At 44.7% G+C, this 20,583-nt stretch carries 23 protein-coding genes; 19 read left to right on the top strand and 4 right to left on the bottom strand.

The features are described from left to right. The 19 genes from infA to PLE34_RS17020 all read left to right on the top strand — a co-directional run. Positions 1 to 194 (top strand): translation initiation factor IF-1 (gene infA, locus PLE34_RS17110; RefSeq protein ID WP_324558936.1); only part of this gene is annotated, 194 nt, incomplete at its 5' end. A gap of 24 nt (positions 195 to 218) precedes the next feature. Further along, entirely contained in the window at positions 219 to 335 is a 117-nt protein-coding gene (gene rpmJ / locus PLE34_RS17105; RefSeq protein WP_152269853.1) for a 50S ribosomal protein L36, read from the top strand. Positions 336 to 373: 38 nt separating this feature from the next. After that, positions 374 to 754, top strand: a complete 381-nt coding sequence (gene rpsM, locus PLE34_RS17100; protein ID WP_324558934.1) for a 30S ribosomal protein S13 — start codon at positions 374 to 376, stop codon at positions 752 to 754. A gap of 90 nt (positions 755 to 844) precedes the next feature. Next, positions 845 to 1,249, top strand: a complete 405-nt coding sequence (gene rpsK, locus PLE34_RS17095; RefSeq protein WP_152269851.1) for a 30S ribosomal protein S11 — start codon at positions 845 to 847, stop codon at positions 1,247 to 1,249. A 119-nt stretch (positions 1,250 to 1,368) separates the two neighbouring features. Further along, entirely contained in the window at positions 1,369 to 1,974 is a 606-nt protein-coding gene (rpsD, locus tag PLE34_RS17090) for a 30S ribosomal protein S4 (RefSeq protein ID WP_324558931.1), read from the top strand. Positions 1,975 to 2,089: 115 nt separating this feature from the next. Further along, positions 2,090 to 3,091 (top strand): DNA-directed RNA polymerase subunit alpha, encoded by a 1,002-nt coding sequence (locus tag PLE34_RS17085; RefSeq protein ID WP_324558930.1) that lies wholly within the window; start codon positions 2,090 to 2,092, stop codon positions 3,089 to 3,091. Between the two features lie 198 nt (positions 3,092 to 3,289). Next, entirely contained in the window at positions 3,290 to 3,844 is a 555-nt protein-coding gene (gene rplQ / locus PLE34_RS17080; RefSeq protein WP_349770552.1) for a 50S ribosomal protein L17, read from the top strand. Between the two features lie 140 nt (positions 3,845 to 3,984). Then, positions 3,985 to 5,085 carry a glutamine-hydrolyzing carbamoyl-phosphate synthase small subunit gene (gene carA, locus PLE34_RS17075; protein WP_324558928.1) on the top strand — a complete coding sequence of 367 codons (1,101 nt, stop codon included), beginning with the start codon at positions 3,985 to 3,987 and terminating at the stop codon, positions 5,083 to 5,085. 249 nt (positions 5,086 to 5,334) lie between these two features. Further along, positions 5,335 to 5,760 (top strand): type II 3-dehydroquinate dehydratase, encoded by a 426-nt coding sequence (gene aroQ / locus PLE34_RS17070; RefSeq protein WP_324558926.1) that lies wholly within the window; start codon positions 5,335 to 5,337, stop codon positions 5,758 to 5,760. A 179-nt stretch (positions 5,761 to 5,939) separates the two neighbouring features. Then, positions 5,940 to 8,324, top strand: coding sequence for a heavy metal translocating P-type ATPase (locus PLE34_RS17065; protein ID WP_324558925.1), 2,385 nt, complete (start codon positions 5,940 to 5,942; stop codon positions 8,322 to 8,324). A gap of 245 nt (positions 8,325 to 8,569) precedes the next feature. After that, positions 8,570 to 8,737 (top strand): cbb3-type cytochrome oxidase assembly protein CcoS, encoded by a 168-nt coding sequence (ccoS, locus tag PLE34_RS17060; protein WP_324558923.1) that lies wholly within the window; start codon positions 8,570 to 8,572, stop codon positions 8,735 to 8,737. Between the two features lie 15 nt (positions 8,738 to 8,752). After that, positions 8,753 to 10,891 carry a cytochrome-c oxidase, cbb3-type subunit I gene (gene ccoN / locus PLE34_RS17055; protein ID WP_324558922.1) on the top strand — a complete coding sequence of 713 codons (2,139 nt, stop codon included), beginning with the start codon at positions 8,753 to 8,755 and terminating at the stop codon, positions 10,889 to 10,891. 17 nt (positions 10,892 to 10,908) lie between these two features. Further along, on the top strand, positions 10,909 to 11,079 hold the full coding sequence (locus tag PLE34_RS17050) for a CcoQ/FixQ family Cbb3-type cytochrome c oxidase assembly chaperone (RefSeq protein ID WP_324558920.1): 171 nt from the start codon (positions 10,909 to 10,911) through the stop codon (positions 11,077 to 11,079). Positions 11,080 to 11,089: 10 nt separating this feature from the next. Then, positions 11,090 to 12,259, top strand: coding sequence for a cbb3-type cytochrome c oxidase N-terminal domain-containing protein (locus PLE34_RS17045; protein WP_324558918.1), 1,170 nt, complete (start codon positions 11,090 to 11,092; stop codon positions 12,257 to 12,259). A 33-nt stretch (positions 12,260 to 12,292) separates the two neighbouring features. Then, the gene (ccoG, locus tag PLE34_RS17040) at positions 12,293 to 13,732 is read left to right on the top strand and encodes a cytochrome c oxidase accessory protein CcoG (RefSeq protein ID WP_324558916.1); all 1,440 of its coding nucleotides are present in this window, start codon (positions 12,293 to 12,295) and stop codon (positions 13,730 to 13,732) included. 188 nt (positions 13,733 to 13,920) lie between these two features. After that, on the top strand, positions 13,921 to 14,355 hold the full coding sequence (locus tag PLE34_RS17035) for a FixH family protein (protein ID WP_324558915.1): 435 nt from the start codon (positions 13,921 to 13,923) through the stop codon (positions 14,353 to 14,355). After that, positions 14,355 to 15,068 (top strand): sulfite exporter TauE/SafE family protein, encoded by a 714-nt coding sequence (locus PLE34_RS17030; RefSeq protein WP_324558914.1) that lies wholly within the window; start codon positions 14,355 to 14,357, stop codon positions 15,066 to 15,068. The genes PLE34_RS17035 and PLE34_RS17030 overlap by 1 nt, the downstream gene beginning before the upstream one ends. A gap of 399 nt (positions 15,069 to 15,467) precedes the next feature. Further along, positions 15,468 to 15,860, top strand: a complete 393-nt coding sequence (locus PLE34_RS17025; RefSeq protein WP_324558913.1) for a hypothetical protein — start codon at positions 15,468 to 15,470, stop codon at positions 15,858 to 15,860. A 275-nt stretch (positions 15,861 to 16,135) separates the two neighbouring features. Further along, a complete protein-coding gene (locus PLE34_RS17020; protein ID WP_324558911.1) occupies positions 16,136 to 16,444 on the top strand; it encodes a hypothetical protein in 309 nt (102 codons plus the stop codon). A gap of 116 nt (positions 16,445 to 16,560) precedes the next feature. Here PLE34_RS17020 and PLE34_RS17015 read toward each other — a convergent pair whose 3' ends face one another. The 4 genes from PLE34_RS17015 to PLE34_RS17000 all read right to left on the bottom strand — a co-directional run bounded on the left by PLE34_RS17015 (position 16,561) and on the right by PLE34_RS17000 (position 20,545). Further along, complete coding sequence (locus tag PLE34_RS17015; RefSeq protein ID WP_324558909.1) at positions 16,561 to 17,124, bottom strand: hypothetical protein; 564 nt, start codon at positions 17,122 to 17,124, stop codon at positions 16,561 to 16,563. Between the two features lie 237 nt (positions 17,125 to 17,361). After that, positions 17,362 to 18,165, bottom strand: a complete 804-nt coding sequence (gene proC, locus PLE34_RS17010) for a pyrroline-5-carboxylate reductase (RefSeq protein ID WP_324558908.1) — start codon at positions 18,163 to 18,165, stop codon at positions 17,362 to 17,364. Positions 18,166 to 18,167: 2 nt separating this feature from the next. Then, on the bottom strand, positions 18,168 to 19,160 hold the full coding sequence (gene rfaD / locus PLE34_RS17005) for an ADP-glyceromanno-heptose 6-epimerase (RefSeq protein WP_324558906.1): 993 nt from the start codon (positions 19,158 to 19,160) through the stop codon (positions 18,168 to 18,170). A gap of 47 nt (positions 19,161 to 19,207) precedes the next feature. Further along, a complete protein-coding gene (locus PLE34_RS17000) occupies positions 19,208 to 20,545 on the bottom strand; it encodes an acetyl-CoA hydrolase/transferase family protein (protein WP_502875884.1) in 1,338 nt (445 codons plus the stop codon). Positions 20,546 to 20,583: the final 38 nt, after the last annotated feature.

Genomic DNA, 20,583 nt, shown 5'->3' with positions numbered 1-20,583 from the left:
AGGATGGAATCATTTTAGAAGCCTTGTCCAACGCGATGTTCAAGGTAAAATTAGAAAATGGTCACGAAATCCTGGCAACCATTTCGGGTAAAATGCGTATGCATTATATCCGGATTTTACCAGGGGATAAGGTGGGTGTGGAGATGAGTCCGTACGATTTAAGCAGGGGCAGGATTATTTTCAGATATAAATAATATTTATACATAAAACTCAATATAATGAGAGTAAGAGCATCCATAAAAAAGCGCAGCGTTGATTGTAAGATCGTGAGGAGAAAAGGGGTATTGTATGTAATCAACAAAAAGAACCCGCGCTTCAAGCAAAGACAGGGATAAGATAATCTCAAATTTGAAATTTAAAATTTAAAATCTTTATGGCTCGTATTGCCGGTGTTGATTTACCTAAGAACAAAAGAGGAGAAATAGGGTTAACCTATATTTTTGGTATTGGCAGCTCTACTGCAAGGTACATTTTAGAAAAAGCTGGAATAAGCTACGATAAAAAGGTACACGAATGGAATGATGAAGATCTGAACGCCATTCGTAATATCATTACCAATGAATTTAAGGTAGAGGGACAGTTGCGTTCTGAAGTACAAATGAGCATTAAGCGTTTGCTGGATATTGCCTGTTATCGCGGGCTGCGTCATCGCAAGGGATTACCGCTCCGCGGACAGCGTACCCGTACCAATTCGCGTACCCGTAAAGGCAAGCGTAAAACTGTTGCCGGTAAAAAGAAAGCAACCAAGAAGTAATATTATAGAATGATCGCCGGATCCGTATGCTTCGCGGGGAGGGATGATTCAAAGTAATTATTTTAACTATTTAAAGGACTACCTCGTATTATGGCTAAAGCACAGGCAGGCAGCGCAAAAGCCGCTGCCAAAAAAAGAGTGGTAAAAGTAGATGCATACGGCGATGCGCATGTAACTGCAAGCTTCAACAATCTTATCGTTAGCTTAACCAATAAAACCGGACAGGTGATCAGTTGGAGCAGCGCCGGTAAAATGGGTTTTAAAGGCTCAAAGAAGAATACACCTTACGCAGCCCAGATGGCTGCTTCTGATGCGGCAAGAGTTGCTGCTGAAGCTGGTTTGAAAAGAGTAGATGTATTTGTAAAAGGCCCCGGATCCGGGCGTGAAAGCGCTATCCGTGCCATAGCCAACAGCGGTATTGAAGTAAACATGATCAAAGATGTTACTCCTCTCCCTCATAATGGCTGCCGTCCTCCCAAAAAGAGAAGAGTATAAAAATTAAAATTCGAATTTCAAATTTCAAAATTCGAATTTTAAATTAATAACAGGTGTTCGATTGATTTTAGATTTTTACTGATCGCACACCATAATTAAAAAATCAAAGTAAAACAATTATGGCACGTTACACAGGCCCCAAAACAAGGATCTCCCGTATTTTCGGCGAACCCATCCTTGGCAACGGTAAATATCTTACCAAAAACAGTTTTCCTCCCGGTCAGCACGGTAATTCAAAAAAACGTAAAGCCCCGGGAGAATATGCGCTCCAGCTAAAGGAAAAACAAAAAGCCAAATACACTTATGGCTTGCTGGAAAGGCAGTTCCATAAAACCTTCGACGAAGCATCCCGCCTGGGTGGCGTTACCGGTGAAAATCTTATCAAGTTACTTGAAGCCCGTTTAGACAATACGGTATACCGCCTGGGTATTGCACCTTCGCGTCCTGCTGCAAGACAATTAGTAGCGCACAAGCATGTAACTGTAAACTATGAAGTGGTTAATATCCCTTCTTACAGGTTGAAAGCCGGGGATGTAATCAGTCTTAAAGATAAAAGCAGGGCAAATACTTCAGTTACCAGCCAGGTGCGGGGTAAAAACCCTAAGTTCAACTGGTTAGACTGGAATGAAGCGGAGCTGACCGGTACTTTTATCGCTTATCCCGAAAGAGAAAGCGTTCCTGAAAATATTAAGGAGCAGCTTATCGTGGAATTGTATTCCAAATAATAGTTCCACATCGCTGTGGTGGTGAAGTATATATAGCGTTGACATCATTATTAAACAGGTACCTGAAATCTGTTCAAGAAACAAGGGTATCAAAAACTAAAATTGAAATTTAAATATGGCCATTTTAAATTTCCAAAAGCCGGATAAGATCATTCTGCAAAAAGCAAATGAGTTTGAAGCATCTTTTGAATTCCGCCCGTTAGAGCCGGGTTATGGTGTTACCATTGGTAACGCGCTTCGCAGGGTTTTACTAAACTCCTTAGAAGGGTATGCGATCATTGGTATTTTTATTGAAGGGGCGGAACATGAGTTTGCTACGCTCAAAGGCGTAACTGAAGACGTTACAGAAATTATTCTTAACCTGAAACAGGTTCGGTTTAAAAAAATTCTGGATACCGATATCAGCCAGGAAAAGCTTACCCTTTCCATTAAGGGAAAAAGTGAGTTTACCGCTGCCACTATAGGAGAAGCTACGGCATCTTTTCAGGTGATGAACCCTGAATTGCTGATTTGTACGCTGGATCCTTCTTCCAAACTGAATATTGAAATTACGATCGGGAAAGGACGTGGCTATGTTCCGTCTGAAGATAATAAAGTGAAAGATGCTCCTTTTGGATATATTCCTACCGATTCCATTTTTACACCCATTAAAAATGTGAAATACGGAATTGAAAATTTCCGTGTGGAACAAAGAACAGACTATGAAAAGCTGTTAATGGACGTGCAAACGGATGGTACTATTCAACCTGAAGAAGCGGTAAAACAGGCTTCCCGTATCCTTATCCAGCACCTGATGATCATTACTGACGAAAACATAACTTTCGACAGTAAGGAAGATAAAAAGGAAGATGTGGTAGATGAGCAGGTACTGCAATTGCGTAAAGTGCTCAAAACACCATTAGAAGATCTTGACCTGAGCGTTCGTGCCTTTAACTGCCTGAAAGCCGCTAAGATCAACAGCTTAAGCGAGCTGGTGCAGTATGAGCAGGAAGACCTGATGAAATTCCGCAACTTCGGTCAGAAATCACTGGCAGAAATTGAACAGGTGTTAGGCGAAAGAAGCCTTCACTTTGGAATGGACCTGGCGAAGTTAGGTTTGGATAAAGATGAGTTCTAAAAGTGGTAAGTAGTAAGTGGTAAGTAGTAAGTGATAGGTGGTAAGTGAGTGGTAAAGAAAAATAGTTCTTTAATTTTTTATATAATCTGCGCGTAAGCGCAGTGCCGGCCTGTAATTCCCTGACAACGGTACAGGCAGGTATTCATAACCAATTTGAAATTTCAAATTTGAAATTTCAAATCTCAAATTAAATCAGTCATGCGTCACGGAGACAAGATCAACAATCTCAGCAGAACAGCATCGCACAGAAAAGCGCTGCTGAGCAATTTAGCCATCGCGTTAATTACAAACAAACGTATTATAACAACGCTGGCAAAGGCAAAAGCCCTCAGAACCTATATTGAGCCGCTCATTACCAAAACCAAGAAGAACGAAACCAAAGAGCAGATCATGCACAACCATCGTTTGGTATACAGCTATCTGCAGAATAAAGAAGCGGTAAAAGAATTATTTACCACAGTTGCGCCTAAGGTTGCCGGCCGGCCTGGTGGTTATACCCGCATTATTAAATTAGGAAGACGTTTGGGCGATAACGCGGAAACAGCGCTGATTGAGCTGGTTGACTTCAATGAAGTATATACCAAAGGCACGGAAAAAGCGGCAACAACAACCAAAAGAACGCGCAGGGCAGGTGGAAGCAGGAAGAAAGCGGAAGTCAAAGAAGCAGTTGCCGAACAGGTACAGCCTGATCCTGAAAAAGCTAACGCTGAAGAAGCTGCTCCTGAAACGGATAAAGAAAAGAGCGCGGAGTAGGATAAATAATGCTAACGCATTTTTAATAGTAAAGCAGGATCACCATAAGATCCTGCTTTTTTTAGGTATACCTTTAATTGTGCAGAAAAAGTTAATCTAAAAACCACCGTATTTTGTTTTATTTGCAAAATTTTCTATTGATGTCTGAATCACTCACAAAACCCGCGGTACTCCTTTTAGAAGACGGAAATATTTTTTACGGCAAGGCTTTTGGCAAAACAGGTACTACCACGGGGGAAATTTGTTTTAATACCGGTATGACCGGCTACCAGGAAGTATTTACCGATCCGAGCTATTACGGGCAGGTGGTTATAATGAATGCCGCGCACGTAGGAAACTACGGCGTGAAAGCTGCGGATGTAGAAAGCAATTCCGTGAAAATAAAAGGATTGATCTCCCGTAACTTAGAAGAAAAGTACAGCCGTCTGCAGGCGGATAACTCGCTTCAGCAATACCTCGAAGACCAGCAGGTAGTTGCTATACATGGCGTGGATACAAGAGCGCTGGTGGCGCATATCCGTACCTGTGGGGCTATGAACTGTGTCATTTCTTCTGAAACTATGGATTTGCAGGTTTTAAAAGCCCGGCTTTCGCAAACGCCATCTATGAAGGGATTAGAGCTGGCGTCGGTGGTTTCTACCAAAGAAGTATATGAAATGGGTAACCCGCACTCACGTTACAGGGTAGCCGTATATGATTATGGCGTGAAGAAAAACATTCTCAATTGTCTTACGGAAAGAGGCGCATACGTAAGGGTTTACCCGGCTAAAACACCTTTACAGGAAATCAACGACTTTAATCCTCACGGTTATTTTATATCCAACGGACCGGGCGATCCGGCTCCAATGACGTATGCAGTTGAAACGATACAGGGGATACTTCAGAAAGGGAAACCTTTGTTTGGCATTTGCCTCGGGCACCAGTTGCTGGCAATGGCCAATGGAATACCTACTTTTAAAATGCATCACGGGCACCGCGGGCTGAATCATCCTGTGAAAAATGTTATTACCGGCCGGAGCGAGATCACTACCCAAAATCATGGCTTTGGCATTGACCCCGAAGCAGTGAAAAAATCGCAGGCTGTGGAAATAACTCATGTTAATCTTAATGATGATTCTATTGAAGGCATACGCATGAAAAGCAAACCTGCTTTTTCCGTTCAGTATCACCCGGAGTCAACACCCGGACCTTATGACAGCCGCTATTTGTTTGATGAGTTTATAGGGATGATGAAGGGGTGAGGCAGGAGGTATGGGGTGTGAGGTATGAGGGTGTAAGGTATAGGGTATAAGGGTATAGGGTATAGGGTATAAGGGTATAGGGTGTAGGTACAAGCGGTTAGCCGTTTAAAAATTCATTTTTATATAATTGCCGCAGATTTATGCAGATAAAATTGCAAATTTTGAATCTGCGCATCTGCGTCCAAAAACACCTGTTCATAAATTATCCGGTAAAAATTTAAACGGGTTCTAAAAAAACAATGTATACGAATGAAAATCGCGATCATCAATGGACCCAATTTAAACCTCCTCGGTAAAAGGGAAACAGATATCTATGGCAATATGCCGTTTGAAGCATATTTCAGCGAACTGCAAAAAAAATTTCCGCAGGTGAGCCTGCATTATTACCAGAGCAATGTGGAAGGTGAACTGGTGAATGAATTACAGCGGTTAGGATTTGAATATGATGGTATCATTTTAAACCCGGCTGCGTATACACATACTTCTGTTGCCATTGGCGACGCCATCGCGGCCATTAAAACACCTGTTGTGGAAGTGCATATTTCCAATGTACATGCCCGGGAAGATTTTCGCAAGCTGTCGCATGTATCGGGTAAATCGGTGGGTAGCATTTTTGGGCTGGGCTTGAAAGGATATGAGCTGGCGCTGCAATATTTAATAGAAGGCGGGAAATAATAGCAATGTTTTTTGGTGATGGGTGATTCAAACTGGCGCCGGTCTTGTAGCAGAGGCTGCTGCAGTACTGGCCAGACCTGTGCCTGTACGTCTTTATATTGATATTAATCAGGTGATCTCCTGAAGCAGATCATCCACATGTTTTTTTCGCCCGGCTACCTTTACCCGGAAATTTTTGTATGGGTCAAAGTGTTATCGCTCCTGTTTTATGCAGCCACTGCGGTGAGGAATGTATTTCCGCGGGCATAACGCTTGATGATAAATCCTTTTGTTGCGAAGGCTGTAAATTAGTGTATGGGATCATTCATCAAAGCGGGCTGTGTAATTACTATGATCTTAACAAAATGCCCGGTATCACCCAGCGCATAAAAGTTCGTAAAGACAAGTTTTCATTTCTTGATGACGATCGTATAGCAGGCAAGCTCATCAGCTTTAAAGATGAGAAGCAAACCCATATTACCTTTTACCTGCCCCAGATGCATTGCAGCTCCTGCCTGTACCTGCTCGAAAACCTGCGCCGGCTGAACGAAGGGGTGATATCGTCATCGGTTAACTTTACGCGTAAGGAAGCGGAGATCATTTTTTTGCATAATGAAATTTCGCTTCGCAAGGTGGCGGAGCTGCTAACGGCTATTGGGTACGAGCCTTATATCAGTCTCAATGATCTTGCAAAAGCCCCTCCTGCTGTTGATAAAAGTCTGATATATCAATTGGGGATAGCGGGCTTTTGCTTCAGTAATATCATGTTGCTGAGCTTCCCCGAATACCTGGGGGTAGACGCCAGCGAGGAAGGATTGCGTAATATTTTTCGTTGGGCGAACCTGTTATTATCGCTTCCTGTATTTTTTTATTCGGCATTGCCTTTTTACCAGTCTTCGTGGAAAAGCCTGAAGCATAAATTCCTTAATATAGATGCGCCCATAGCCCTTGCTGTTATCATCACCTTTGTGCGCAGTGCAGTGGAGGTGTTATCAGGCACAGGCGGCGGGTATTTCGATTCTATGAGCGGCATTGTTTTTTTTATGCTCGTGGGGCGTGTTTTACAGGATAAAACCTACCGGCAGTTGTCATTTGAAAGAGACTATACTTCCTATTTTCCTGTTGCGGTGTCGGTAATAAAAAACAATAACGAAACACCGGTTTTGCTGCCTGATGTAAAAGTGAACGATACACTGCTTATCCATAATGAAGAATTAATACCGGCAGATGGCATCCTGACCCGTGGTAAAGCTTTTATTGACTACAGCTTTGTAACAGGGGAATCGCTGCCGGTGCGCAAAGAAATGGGCGAAATGGTATATGCGGGCGGAAGGCAAACCGCCGGCAATATAGAAATACTGGCAGTGAAGGAAGTTGCACAAAGCTATCTTACCCGGCTCTGGAACCGTAGCGACAGGCAGGAAGAAAAGGGCAGATCGTTTGTGCACACGGTAAGCAGGTATTTCACCCTCGTGGTTTTTACCATTGCCGCTATTGCCGCCGTTTACTGGCAAATGCACGATCCGGCTAAAATATGGCCGGCGGTAACTGCTGTTTTCATCATTGCCTGTCCCTGCGCACTTTTATTATCCAACAGCTTTACCAACGGTCATATTTTACGTATACTTGGCCGTAACCGGTTTTACCTGCGGAAAGCCGGGGTAATTGAGGATATTTCGCGGGTTACCCATATTGTGTTTGATAAAACAGGTACGCTTACCGATCCGGGTGAGCAAAAAATAACGTACGAAGGAGCACCGTTGTCTGCTGTTCAAAAAGCACAGGTAGCCGCGTTGGCATCCTGTTCCAATCACCCGCTCAGCAAAGCTATAGCGCAGCACCTGGGTGTGGCACGGGATATTGCGGTACAGGGCTTTACAGAAAAGCCCGGCGAAGGAACAGAAGGTTTTGTAAATGATGTTTGGATAAGCATCGGCGCTCAAACCAGCGATTTTCATTTGTCTCAAGAGGCCGGCACGGTAGTATATGTAAGCATCGAAAATAAAACCGTGGGTTGTTTCCGGTTCAGCAATCATTACCGGCCATTTGTGCCTGCGCTGTTGCAGGTGCTTCAAAAATATTACCCGTTGTCGGTGATCTCCGGCGACAATGCCTCCGAAGAAGACAACCTGCGGAAGCTAACCGGGGAGAGAGCGGTGCTGCTGTTTCATCAAAAGCCCGGGCATAAGCTGGAGTATATCCGGCAGTTGCAGCAACAGGGTGAAAAAGTGATGATGATAGGGGATGGATTGAATGACGCGGGAGCGTTGCAGCAAAGCGATACAGGTATAGCGGTAAGCGGGCAAACCAACAATTTTACGCCGGCAAGCGATGGCATCATAGCGGCAGAACAGCTTGGTATGCTGGACAGCTTTATCCGCCTGTGCCGCATCAACAGGAAAATAGTGATCGCCAGTTTCGTAATGTCTGTTGCATATAATATCATAGGATTATACTTCGCCGTTCAGGGAACCTTATCCCCGCTGATAGCTGCGATACTAATGCCTTCCAGCTCTTTAAGCATCGTGCTGCTCACTTTCGGGGCAAGCAATTTGGCCGCGGGAAGAATGAAGCTGAAGCGGTGAGAGTGTAGGAGGTATGGGGATGAGGTATAGGGCATGGGACGTAGGGTATAAGGTATAAGGTATAAGGGTATAAGGTATAGGGCATGAACCTTGCAACCTGTACCTTGTAACCTGTACCTTGTAACCTGCAGCCTTCCTTTCTCCCCGCCCCCTGACGATAGCATGACAAAAGTCATTTTACTTCTTGATATTGCTTATAACTTATCCCCTCCGCTCCAAATACTTTTACAAATAACTCCTGCATAATGAGCGTAATGATCATTCTTTTAATAGCCAGCATTTCCGTAGCCGGGCTCTTTCTTTTAGCCTTTTTATGGAGTGTAAAAAGCGGACAGTTCGAGGATGACTATTCTCCCTCCTCAAGAATATTGTTTGACAACGAAAAGCCTTCAAACAAAACAATAAAACCCTGATAAATATTTCCGGATATGCAAGTAGAAAAGTTCTGTTATGACAATAAGATCGTGAAAGCTTTTGGATATGCCACGGTAATTTTTGCTGTTGTTGGCATGTTGGCCGGGCTTTGGGCGGCCATCCAGATCTATGCGCCTGCCACCAGCCTGAACCTTGCGCCTACCACGTTTGGCCGTATACGCCCGTTGCACACCAACGCCATTATTTTCGCCTTTGTAGGCAACTGTATTTTTACAGGGGTATATTATTCGCTGCAAAGGTTGTGTAAGGCCCGCATGTTCAGCGATAAGCTAAGCTGGATCCATTTTTGGGGATGGCAGCTTATTATTGCTGCCGCGGCTGTAACCTTATTAATGGGGTATACTTCAGGCAAGGAGTACGCGGAATTAGAGTGGCCGATAGATATTGCTATTACGTTGATATGGGTAGTATTCGGGATCAACATGTTTGGCACTATTCTGCAAAGGAGGGAAAAGCATTTATATGTAGCCATCTGGTTTTACATCGCTACCTGGGTTACCGTAGCCATGCTGCATATCGTAAACTCCTTTGAGATACCGGTTTCTTTCATGAAAAGCTATAGCTGGTACGCGGGTGTGCAGGACGCGCTGGTGCAGTGGTGGTACGGGCATAACGCGGTAGCATTTTTTCTTACCACACCTATATTGGGCCTCATGTATTATTTTCTTCCCAAGGCCGCCAATCGTCCGGTGTATTCGTACCGGCTCTCTATCATTCACTTTTGGGCGCTGATCTTTATTTATATATGGGCAGGCCCGCACCATTTATTATATACCGCGCTGCCCGACTGGGCGCAATCGCTGGGTACCGTTTTTTCTTTAATGCTCATCTTCCCTTCCTGGGGCGGTATGCTTAACGGCTTGTTTACCCTGCGTGGCGCATGGGATAAGGTACGGGAAGACCCGGTGCTGAAATTTATGGTAGTGGCTATTACCTGTTATGGAATGGCCACGCTGGAAGGTCCGCTCCTGAGCTTAAAGAACATCAGCGCCATTGCGCATTACAGCGACTGGATCATCGCGCATGTGCATATCGGCGGACTGGGCTGGAACGGCTTTATGGCCTTTGCCATGCTGTATTACCTTGTTCCCAAAATGTGGGATACGCAACTGTATTCCAAAAAACTGGCTACCAATCATTTCTGGCTGGGAACCATTGGTATTATACTGTACGCAGTACCGTTATACTGGGCAGGCTTTACACAAACATTAATGTGGAAAACGTTTACGCCCGAAGGACAACTGAAATTCCAGTTCCTTGAATCCGTAACCAACATCATACCCATGTACATTACCCGCAGTGTGGGCGGAGGCTTATACCTGGCGGGCGCATTGCTGATGTGCTATAACCTGGCTAAAACCATAGCTGCGGGGAAATTCATTGCTAATGAAGCTGCCGAAGCCGCACCGCTACCCAAAAACATAAAGCACGGCAAGGAGCACTGGCACAGGTGGATTGAGCGCAGGCCGCTTACATTATTAGTGGTGAGCCTGATTGTAGTGGTCATTGGCGGTGTGGTGGAAATGATCCCCGCTTTCCTGGTGAAATCGAATATTCCTACCATAACGAGTGTAAAACCGTATACGCCGCTCGAATTGCAGGGACGTGACATTTATGTGAGGGAAGGCTGCTATACCTGTCACTCACAAATGATACGGCCCTTCCGCGATGAAGTGGCACGGTATGGCGAATATTCCAAGGCGGGCGAATTTGTATACGATCACCCGTTTCAATGGGGGAGCAAGCGTACGGGCCCCGACCTGGCACGCATAGGAGGTAAATACCCCGATAGCTGGCATTATAACCATATGGACGATCCCACGTCTATGTCGCCCGGATCGGTGATGCCCGCCTACCCGTGGCTGTTAGATGATGCGCTGGATACCGCCAGCACACCTGCTAAAATAAGAGTGATGCAAAAATTAGGAGTGCCTTATCCCGCAGGGTTCGATAAAACCGCCAACCAGGATCTTACCGCGCAGGCGGAAGCCATAGCGGCGAGACTTAAAAAAGATAAGATCGAAACACCGGCCAATAAAGAGATCGTTGCGTTGATCGCGTACCTGCAGCGTGTGGGTACAGATATTAAGCTGGAACAGCAGGCAGCAGCCGGTAAAACCACTATGCAGTAAATTATAACTCTGGCAATATGAAATTTATTAATTACTTGGAAAAGATCGGCGGTGTGGATATACTCGGACTAACATCGTTTGGCATATTCTTTATTTTTTTTATAGTGATGCTGACATGGGTATTCAAAACCGACAAACGTAAGATCGAGGAAATCAGCCGTATTCCATTAGACAACCCGGAACAATAAAATAAATGGTATGCTTTGTAAAAACAATCCCCGCTGCTTAACCCGTATGCTTAAACCGTTATCATTACTGGTATTGTGTATGTTCACAGGAAGTTTGTCCGCCGTTGCTGCTGGACCGCCGCTACCTTCCGCGCTCAGCAATACCCTGGCGTTAACTTTAATAACGCTGATGCTGATATTGCTGGTGGTGATATTTATGCTTGGGCAGTTGCTCACAGGGATAGCCGGTATTAAGCTTGAAAAAGATAAAGAAGAGAAAAAAAAGGCTGCAGCGCCGGTAACAGTTATTACCGGGTTGCTCTTGTTATTAACCAGCTCTGTTATGGCGCAGGATAATACCGAAGCCATGCAGGCAGCCGTTGCTGATCAAAAAACATATGGCGGGCTATCCGCCTTTGTTTTTTATTCCATGATCACGATCATTTTTGTGGAAATGCTGGTGATCCTGGTATTGCTGTACAATATCAGGTTTCTGCTCAAAGCAGATAAAGCAAAGACCGCCGAAGCGGAAAAAGCTTTGATAACGTCCAAATCGCTGGGCGCATGGTGGAGCCGGGTTAATAAATTCAGGCCTGTGGAGCAGGAAGCCGATATTGCGCTTGATCATGAATATGATGGTATCCGCGAATTAGATAACCGGCTTCCGCCCTGGTGGCTATACGGTTTTTACGCTACTATCATTTTTGGGGTAATTTATTTATGGCGGTATCATGTATCCTACAGTGCGCCTTTAAGTAAGGAAGAATTTGAGATTGCCGTAAAGAAAGCGGATGAAGAAGTAAAAGCATACCTCGTCCAAAAAGGAGAGTCGGTTGATGAAAATACGGTTACGGTTTCTGTTGACCCCGCTGACCTTGCCGAAGGAAAGAAAATATATACCGCTGCCTGTGTAGCGTGTCACAAAGATGATGGAGGCGGCATGGTTGGTCCCAACCTTACCGACGATTACTGGCTGCACGGAGGTGATATCAGTAGTGTTTTTAAAACCATTAAATATGGCATAAACGCAATGCCGCAATGGCAAACCAGCTATTCCAATAAACAGATAGCGCAGGTGTCCAGCTATGTAATGTCGCTGCATGGTACGAACCCTCCCGGCGCAAAAGCGGCGGAAGGCCAGTTGTTTAAAGAAGAATCGGCAACGACGGCGCCTGCGGCAGGATCTGCAGCTGTGAATTAAGCGAAATCCCGGTAAAGCCCGGACGTTGATAAAATGGCAAAAGAACAACACATACCACATGCTTTAACGCAGGATGAAACGGACGCTTTTCGCGACAGGATAGCTACTGTTGACGAAAAGGGTAAGCGGAAATGGGTATATGCCCACAAAACAAAAGGAAAATTATTCAACATCCGTACATGGGTGAGCTTGGGGTTCTTTGCTTTGTTTTTTGCCCTTCCCTTCTTTCAATATAAAGGGCGCCCGTTATTTTTGTTCAATATACCCGAGGCTAAATTTATTTTGTTTGGCCGGGTGTTTTGGCCGCAGGATTTTTTCATATTCGGTATCACCATGATCACCGGTATTGTATTCATCATACTTTTTACGGCCGCCTTCGGGCGATTGTTTTGCGGATGGGTTTGTCCGCAAACCATTTTTATGGAAATGCTTTTTCGTAAAATTGAATTTGCTATAGAAGGCGATGCGCCGGCGCAGAGGCTGTTAGATAAAGGACCCTGGAACCGCGACAAGATTGTAAAGAAAACAGCCAAGCACTTCGTGTTCTTCCTGCTTTCTTTTATTGTTTCCAATTTTTTTCTTGCTTACATCATAGGGGTGGATGAATTGCTGAAGATCATAAGGGAGCCGGCTGCCGAACATATAGGCGGGTTGTCTTCCATCATTATTTTTTCCGGCGTGTTCTATGGCGTATTCTCCTATTTCCGCGAACAGGCCTGCACGGTGGTTTGCCCTTACGGCCGCCTCCAGGGCGTATTGCTCGACCGTAATTCCATGATCGTTGCCTACGACTATAAAAGAGGTGAGCCAAGAGGGAAGTTCAGAAAGCAAAAAGCCGCCGAACCGGCGCCGGTATTGGGCGACTGTATAGATTGTTTCCAGTGTGTAAAGGTTTGTCCAACGGGAATAGATATCCGTAACGGTACCCAAATGGAATGCGTGGGCTGTACTTCGTGTATTGATGCCTGTAATAAAATGATGGACGCCACGGGCAGGGAACGCGGACTGATCCGCTATGCTTCGGAGAATGGTATTGCGGAAAGGAAGAAGCTGCAATTTACGGGGAGGATGAAATTCTATACCATTTTGCTGGTTGTTTTAACCGGCCTGTTAACCGCTTTATTGGTGTCCCGTAAAGATGTGGATGGTACTATAATGAGAGCAGGCGGCATGCTGTACCAGGAAAGAGGAACAGACAGCGTATCGAACCTGTATAATATCAGGATCATCAATAAAACGGTGCACGATGTATCGCTTTCCCTAAAGCTGGAAAACATGCCGGGCAGCATTATAGAAGCAGAAGGAAAAAATATTATGGTAAAAAGAGAGGGGCAGGGCAAGGGATCCTTCTTTATTGTATTGCCGCGTGATATTATTGAAGCAAGAAAAACAAAGCTGAAAATTGGCGTATACGAAGGAGATCATAAAATTACCACGCTGGGCACTAATTTCATGGGACCGGCAGCGCGGTAGCGTTATGCTAATTATATTGTGAGAAGTGAGACGTGAAAGGTGAAGGGTAAAAGGTTAAGGGTAAAAGGTTAAGGGTAAAAGGTTAAGGGTAAAATGTGAGAGGTGAAGGGTTTATCGTTTCACGTCTGTCATCTTTCGATTAACATAGCAGTAGTTAAGGATTACATTATTAACGTAAAAGAAATAGTATGAACTGGGGTCATAAGCTTACTGTTGCCATTGTTGTTTTTATATGCCTGATGGGCTTTATGGTTTACCAGGCCATGCAAACCGATTTTCAACTGGTAGAGAAAGGCTATTATAAAAGCGAACTAAAATACCAGCAGGTAATTGACGGCAACAACCGGGCAAACGCTTTAAGCGGCAAGGTGCGTATTGTAAAATCGGGCAACCGGGTTATTGTGCAGTTGCCGGAAGAAATGAAGAACAGCGATGTACAGGGTTCCCTGTGGTTTTACTGCGCTTATGATGAAAAGATGGACCGGAAGTTTGATCTGCAGCCGGATAAAGACGCCATCCAGGAATTAGATGCCGGACTGTTTGACGCGGGGAACTATACGGTAAAAATTGAATGGACCAGCAATAACCAACACTATTACAGCGAAACAAAACTAAGATTGTAATGATGTGGCAATGGATAGCAGGAGGATTTGTGCTGGGGTTATTCGGCAGCATGCACTGTGTGGGTATGTGCGGCCCGCTGGCTATGGCGTTGCCTGTTCATCACCGCTCTCATATGAAGCGGTTTGCGGCCCTGTTGTTGTACCAGCTTGGGCGCATTGTTACCTATGCTTCATTAGGATTATTGTTTGGCTTTGCCGGGAGGCATATTTATATCGCGGGCTTTCAGCAATGGTTTTCCATTGGTATGGGCATGCTCATTTTTATATTGCTGATCCAGTATTACTGCTATAAAAAAAACATTCAGCCTGCTTTTATGCTGGCGTTTTACAAAAAAGTGCAGGGTGTTATCATTACTTTATTACGATCGGAAAAGCATCGTTTTTCGTACCTGCTGCTGGGCATGGCCAACGGCCTGCTTCCATGCGGCATGGTATATGTTGCCATTGCCGCCGCGCTGACCGGCTCAACCGTTGGTGAGGGTGTATTGTTTATGGCCATGTTTGGGTTGGGCACGCTGCCTGCAATGATGGCAATAGGCTATTTCGGCACATCGCTGAGCTTTAGCGTAAGGCAGGCTATGCGTAAAGCCGTACCTTATGGCATAGCCCTTATGGCGGTGGTTTTAATTTTAAGGGGAATGAATTTGGGCATACCTTTTATCAGTCCTGTATTGCAAAGCGCCCCCGGTGCAGCGGTGGAATGCCACAACTGACGTTGATTTGAAATTTGAAGATCTGAGAGATTTTTTCCCGCCGGGTGGATAAGAAGCGTGGGCAAGCCCGGGCGAATACTAAAATTTCTTCCCGACGGGGTCTTCACGGTCAGGCAACTGTGTGAAGCGTGAGACCCCGGCGAATCGTTCAGCGCCAGGGTTTCATAGCTGGCCCACAACGGCTGGTGATGAAAACCCCGGCGCGAATTATGCGCAAAATGGGCTTCAGACAATATTTGTACCTGCTTATAATAAAGCATATAGTGCAGTTCTTTTAGACGCAGTATTTAGCTATTTAAAATTAGCCGGTGGTGCAATCGGGCAGGGAACAGGAGCAACAAGTACTTCTATTTGAAGCATTGAATGTAGTATTAGATCAGGGACAAAAAACTATCTCGGATGCAGGACAAAACAATTAATAAGTATATTAAATACATACTTTTCGGGAGTATTTTGTTAGGCATAACCTATATGTTTTTTTCGGGAAGAATTACGCGTGAAAGGTTAAAAGCAAAGGGGGTATATAAGTTAGGAATTATTAGTGATATTAGGAATGGAAAGAATGGCGCTCTGCATACATGCAGCTATATTTATCATGGAGAATCTTTTACTACAAAATTTACAGCTGCTGGCTTAGGATTACAGAAAGGTAATTTGATTTTTATAAATTTCTTGCCTTCAGATCCTAAAGTGCGTAATCCTCTTTATGAAACCAAAGTTCCGCCTTGCCTTACCTTAGAAAGCAGCCCGGAAGAAGGGTGGAAAAAGTTACCGTTAGATACATGCAAATAGTGTGATATCCATACTGGAAGAGACGCATTATTATCCGTTCGGACTTACTATGGCGGGGATAAGTTCTAAAGCACTGGCGTTCGGAGAGCCTTTTCTTCCCGACGGGGTCTTCACAGTCAGGCAACTGTGTGAAGCGTGAGCCCCCGGCGAATCGTTCAGCGCCAGGGTTTCATAGCTGGCCCACAACGGCTGGTGATGAAAACCCCGGCGCGAATCAAAGTGCTTCAGGAGTCGTGGAATCTATAAGTGGTTACGGACAGTTATGACAGCAGCTATTGTCGAAGTTTGCAGCGGAGGACATTTATGGAAAAGCTGTTGTGAAAGAACAGTGGGATAAAATTGTGGCTAATGGATTGGTGAAAGGCCATTTGAATCAATTGTTTAAAGCATTTCCGGATGCTCCTATTTATCAGGGTTTTGGCTGGAAGTTGAAAGAAAGGGTTGAAGGCGAACTTCCATTAGAAATGGAAACCACATTAAAAATTAAAAGTGTCACCACAGCCAGGGGACGGGGATCATTTTGCGGCCAGGGGTTCAGCCAGTCTTTTACCCAATCGGGATCATCCAGTACAGCACCTGCATAGCGCACATTTGCAGGAAACGGCCTGGCGGGAAAGTCAAAATGGATACTTGTTTGTATCAGCCGGAGAGCCGGCTTGTTATACATATCCGCTACATTCCGCGTGCACGACTCATAATTTCATTTTTCTTCCTTTCCAAATTTACCCTTCAAAATTTTCTCAATTCTTTCCGCCAGCGAAGAGGCGGTTTCGCCGGGTACAGCAGTAAAATCCTGTAGTGATTTCTGAACAAAATTGAGTGCTTCCTCATATTTTTTAAACTGAGCATATAAGATTTTTTCATCACCCGTTTCCCAATAGTTTCCTTCATCACTAAGGATAAAACTTTCCAGGTATTTTGCAGAAATATGCTTTAAAAGTTTGATGATAGCAACATGAGCATCCGGGCCGGCAAATTGTGTTTTGACGCTCGTAGTAAACATCAATTCTTTATCAAAGCGAACGCCATCATAAATTTCTTTGACAAGGATGTTCATGGGCGAGAGTAATTGGTTGTTGTGGTCGAAAGTAAGAAAGATAGGTTCGCTTCCTTCGGGTGCAAAGGCTATTCCTTTTAAACCTTTATCATCAATAATATGCGGTGTCCAATCAAGCGTTTCCGAAATTTCCCTTACTTCTTCTATCAGAGGCCCTAATAGTTTTTTGTCGCGAAGAAAACCTGAATAATGAATAGATAGCCCCATAATTATTTTTTTTGTATCGCCAGGGTCTGTTATGCAACCATAAACCACAAATTATAAAATCCGAAGCCGGAAACGCTAAATCCGAAATCCGTGACTAATAACTAATATAGTGATAAACCTAAACTTAAAATCGAAACGGACTTCCCTTGCAACCTGTAACCTGCAACACTCACCATTCAAGCATTCATCCGATCATTAGTAAACTCACCTGACACCTGATTGATGATACCTCACACCTTATTTATTATCTGATGCTATTTTCTCGTAGCTCGCCACAATGCCTTTAATAAGAGAGGAGCTGAAGCCCTGGTGTTCCATTTCATTCAGCCCGGCTATGGTACAGCCCTTGGGGGTGGTTACCTTATCTATTTCCTGTTCGGGATGCGTATTTTTCTGTAGCAGGAGTTGCGCGGCGCCTTTTACGGTTTGTGCGGCAATTAAGCTGGCGGTAGCAGCGTCGAAGCCGATCTCGATACCACCCTGGATATTGGCGCGGATATAACGCATGGCATATGCCGTTCCGCAGGCAGCCAGTACGGTAGCCGCCTCCATCAACTTTTCTTCAATTACAACAACCTTGCCCAGTTGCTCAAACAGTTCTTTTACATAATTGAGCTGATCGCTGGTAATATCTCTCGCGCTTATACAGGTCATGCTTTGCTGTATGGCAACAGCAGTATTGGGCATTGCCCGCACGGTGGATATTTTTTTGTTTAAGATACCGTGAATATGCGCCGTGGATATTCCGGTAATAACAGAAACCAGCACATGCCGGTTCTCATCAAAAAGCGGTTTAATGGCGCCCAGCACATCATCAGCCTGGAAAGGTTTTACGGCTATGATAACGAGGTCGGCAAAACGAAGGGCCTCGGCATTGTCATTACTTACCAGCACACCTTTTTCTTCAAGGTAATGAATAGTGGAAAGATTTCTTTTTGTAATGAGGATATGGCCAGCTGCAACAAACCCGCTTTGGATCAGTCCTTCCGCAATGGCAGTGCCGAGGTTGCCGCCGCCAATGATGGCTATTTTTTTATTCATCGCTAATAGTAGTTTCCTGTAATTAAATAATTTTTTACATAATCATCAATGCCCGCTTCAAGACTGTAAAACGCATTCGTATAACCAGCCGTTTTTAGTTTGGTCATATTCGCTTCGGTAAAATACTGGTATTTATCGCGTATATCTTCAGGCATATCTATAAAACGGATATCGGGCGGTATACCCATTCCCGCAAATGTGGCAAGGGCCAGGTCATAAAAGCTTCTTGCTTTTCCGGTACCGGCATTGTATATGGCGGAAGCGGGCTGATGCTTCATCAGCCAGTAACAAATATGCAGTATATCCTTTACATAAACAAAGTCGCGCAACTGTTCCCCGTCCTTATAATCCGGACGGTGCGACCGGAATAAGTTAACATAACCATTTTGCTTAACCTGGTTAAAAGCGTGAAATATTACACTGGCCATACGTCCTTTGTGGTATTCATTGGGTCCGTATACATTAAAAAATTTGAGTCCTGCCCAAAAAGGCGGCGTGCTGTGCTGGCGGAGCGCCCATTTATCAAATTCATTTTTGGAAACGCCGTAAGGGTTTAAGGGCTCCAGTGTATTTACTGTGCCGTGATCGTCATTATAACCCAATGCGCCAGACCCGTATGTGGCCGCGGAGGAAGCATATACGAGGGGTATGTGATGCAGCACAGCATAGTTCCACACATCCTGCGAATATTCAAGGTTTAAGCGCTGGTGCACGGCATAATCAAATTCGGTGGTATCGGTACGGGCGCCTAAGTGAAAAATAAAATCAATCCCGGGTTTCGTTTCTTCCAGCCATTCAAAAAAAAGATCTCTCTCAATTTTATGAGAAAATTTTTTCTGTACAAGATTATTCAGCTTGTCATTCCTTTCAAATTCATCCACCAGGATAAGGTTATCCAATCCTTTACTGTTTAGGTAAGATACCAGGCAACTCCCGATAAAGCCCGCAGCCCCGGTTACGACTATGCTGTTATTTTTTGAAACGGTACTGCTCATATAAGGATGTTCACCGTATAACCGGCACAAGATAAATGGAATGCAAATTAAGATTTAAACCGCGAGTGAAACGCTTTTTCCAGCGCTTCCCGGTGATCGGGATGGGCGATGCTCATAAGCGCTTTTGCCCTTTGCTTTAAATTCTTGCCAAACAGATCCACTATTCCAAATTCTGTAACCACCCAATGAACATGCCCCCGTGTAGTAACCACTCCTGCACCCTCTTTTAAAAAAGGAACGATGCGGGATATGCCCTTTGAGGTAACGGATGGCAAAGCAATAATAGGTTTCCCGTTCTCAGAAAGGGAAGCGCCGCGCATGAAGTCCATTTGGCCTCCGATACCTGAAAACTGGTAAGTGCCTATGGAATCGGCGCATACCTGCCCGGTGAGATCAATTTCAATAGCGCTGTTAATAGCCGTTGCCCCCGGGTTCTTCCTGATATTGCTGGTATCATTTACGTAGCCGATATCCATTACCCTTACAGACGGATTGTCGTGCACAAAATCATACAGCTTACGGGTACCCACCATGAATCCTGTAACAGACCGGCCGATATTTAATTTTTTCCGGCTGTTATTGATAACGCCTTTTTCGAGGAGCGGGATAACACCATCGGACAACATTTCAGTATGTAAACCCAGGTTTTTATGGTTGCCGAGATTTTTTAAAACCTGGTCGGGAATAACGCCAATACCCATTTGTAAACAGGCGCCATCCTCAATTAAGGACGCCACATGACTGCCGATCTTTTCAACGCTGCTGCTCACTTTTTGCGAATAATCCACTTCCGGGAGGCTGCTTTCATCCCATACCAGCGCGTTTATTTTGCTGATGTGCAGGAAGCCGTCGCCATGGGTACGGGGCATATTGGGATTCACCTGCGCGATCACGGTTTTAGCGGTATCAACCGCCGACCTGGCAATGTCAACAGAAGTGCCTAAGCTGCAATAACCGTGTGCATCGGGAGGAGATACCTGTACTAACGCCACATCAATAGGTAATATGGATTTCCTGAAAAGCTGAGGGATCTCACTCAAAAATATGGGCACATAATCGCCGTCGTGGCTGTTTGCCACGGCACGTGTATTAGCTGAAACGAACAATGAATTAAAAAAGAAGCTTTTCCGGTGCTCGGGTTTATTGAAATCCACGTGCCCCAGGTTGGTAATGCTTACTAATTCTACATTTGTTAGCGCTGCATGCCTGTTCTGCATGGCTTCTATTAAAGTAATGGGCGTTGCCGCACTGCCATGTAAAAACACCCGGTTACCTGATTGTATACATTGCACCGCTTCTGAGGCGGAAACAGACTTCTCGTAATGCTTCATATAAGGTTCCGTTTTTAGCTTTTCAAAATGGAAGCAAAAGTATTTAAAATAAATCTGTTAGCAACAGGGAGGAAAGGCAATCTTGAGCCGCG

This window comes from Agriterribacter sp. (genome assembly GCF_035445465.1).
Taxonomy (GTDB): domain Bacteria; phylum Bacteroidota; class Bacteroidia; order Chitinophagales; family Chitinophagaceae; genus Agriterribacter.
The sequence above is the reverse complement of the archived record's forward strand: the minus strand, read 5'-3'. Positions and strand labels throughout refer to the sequence as shown.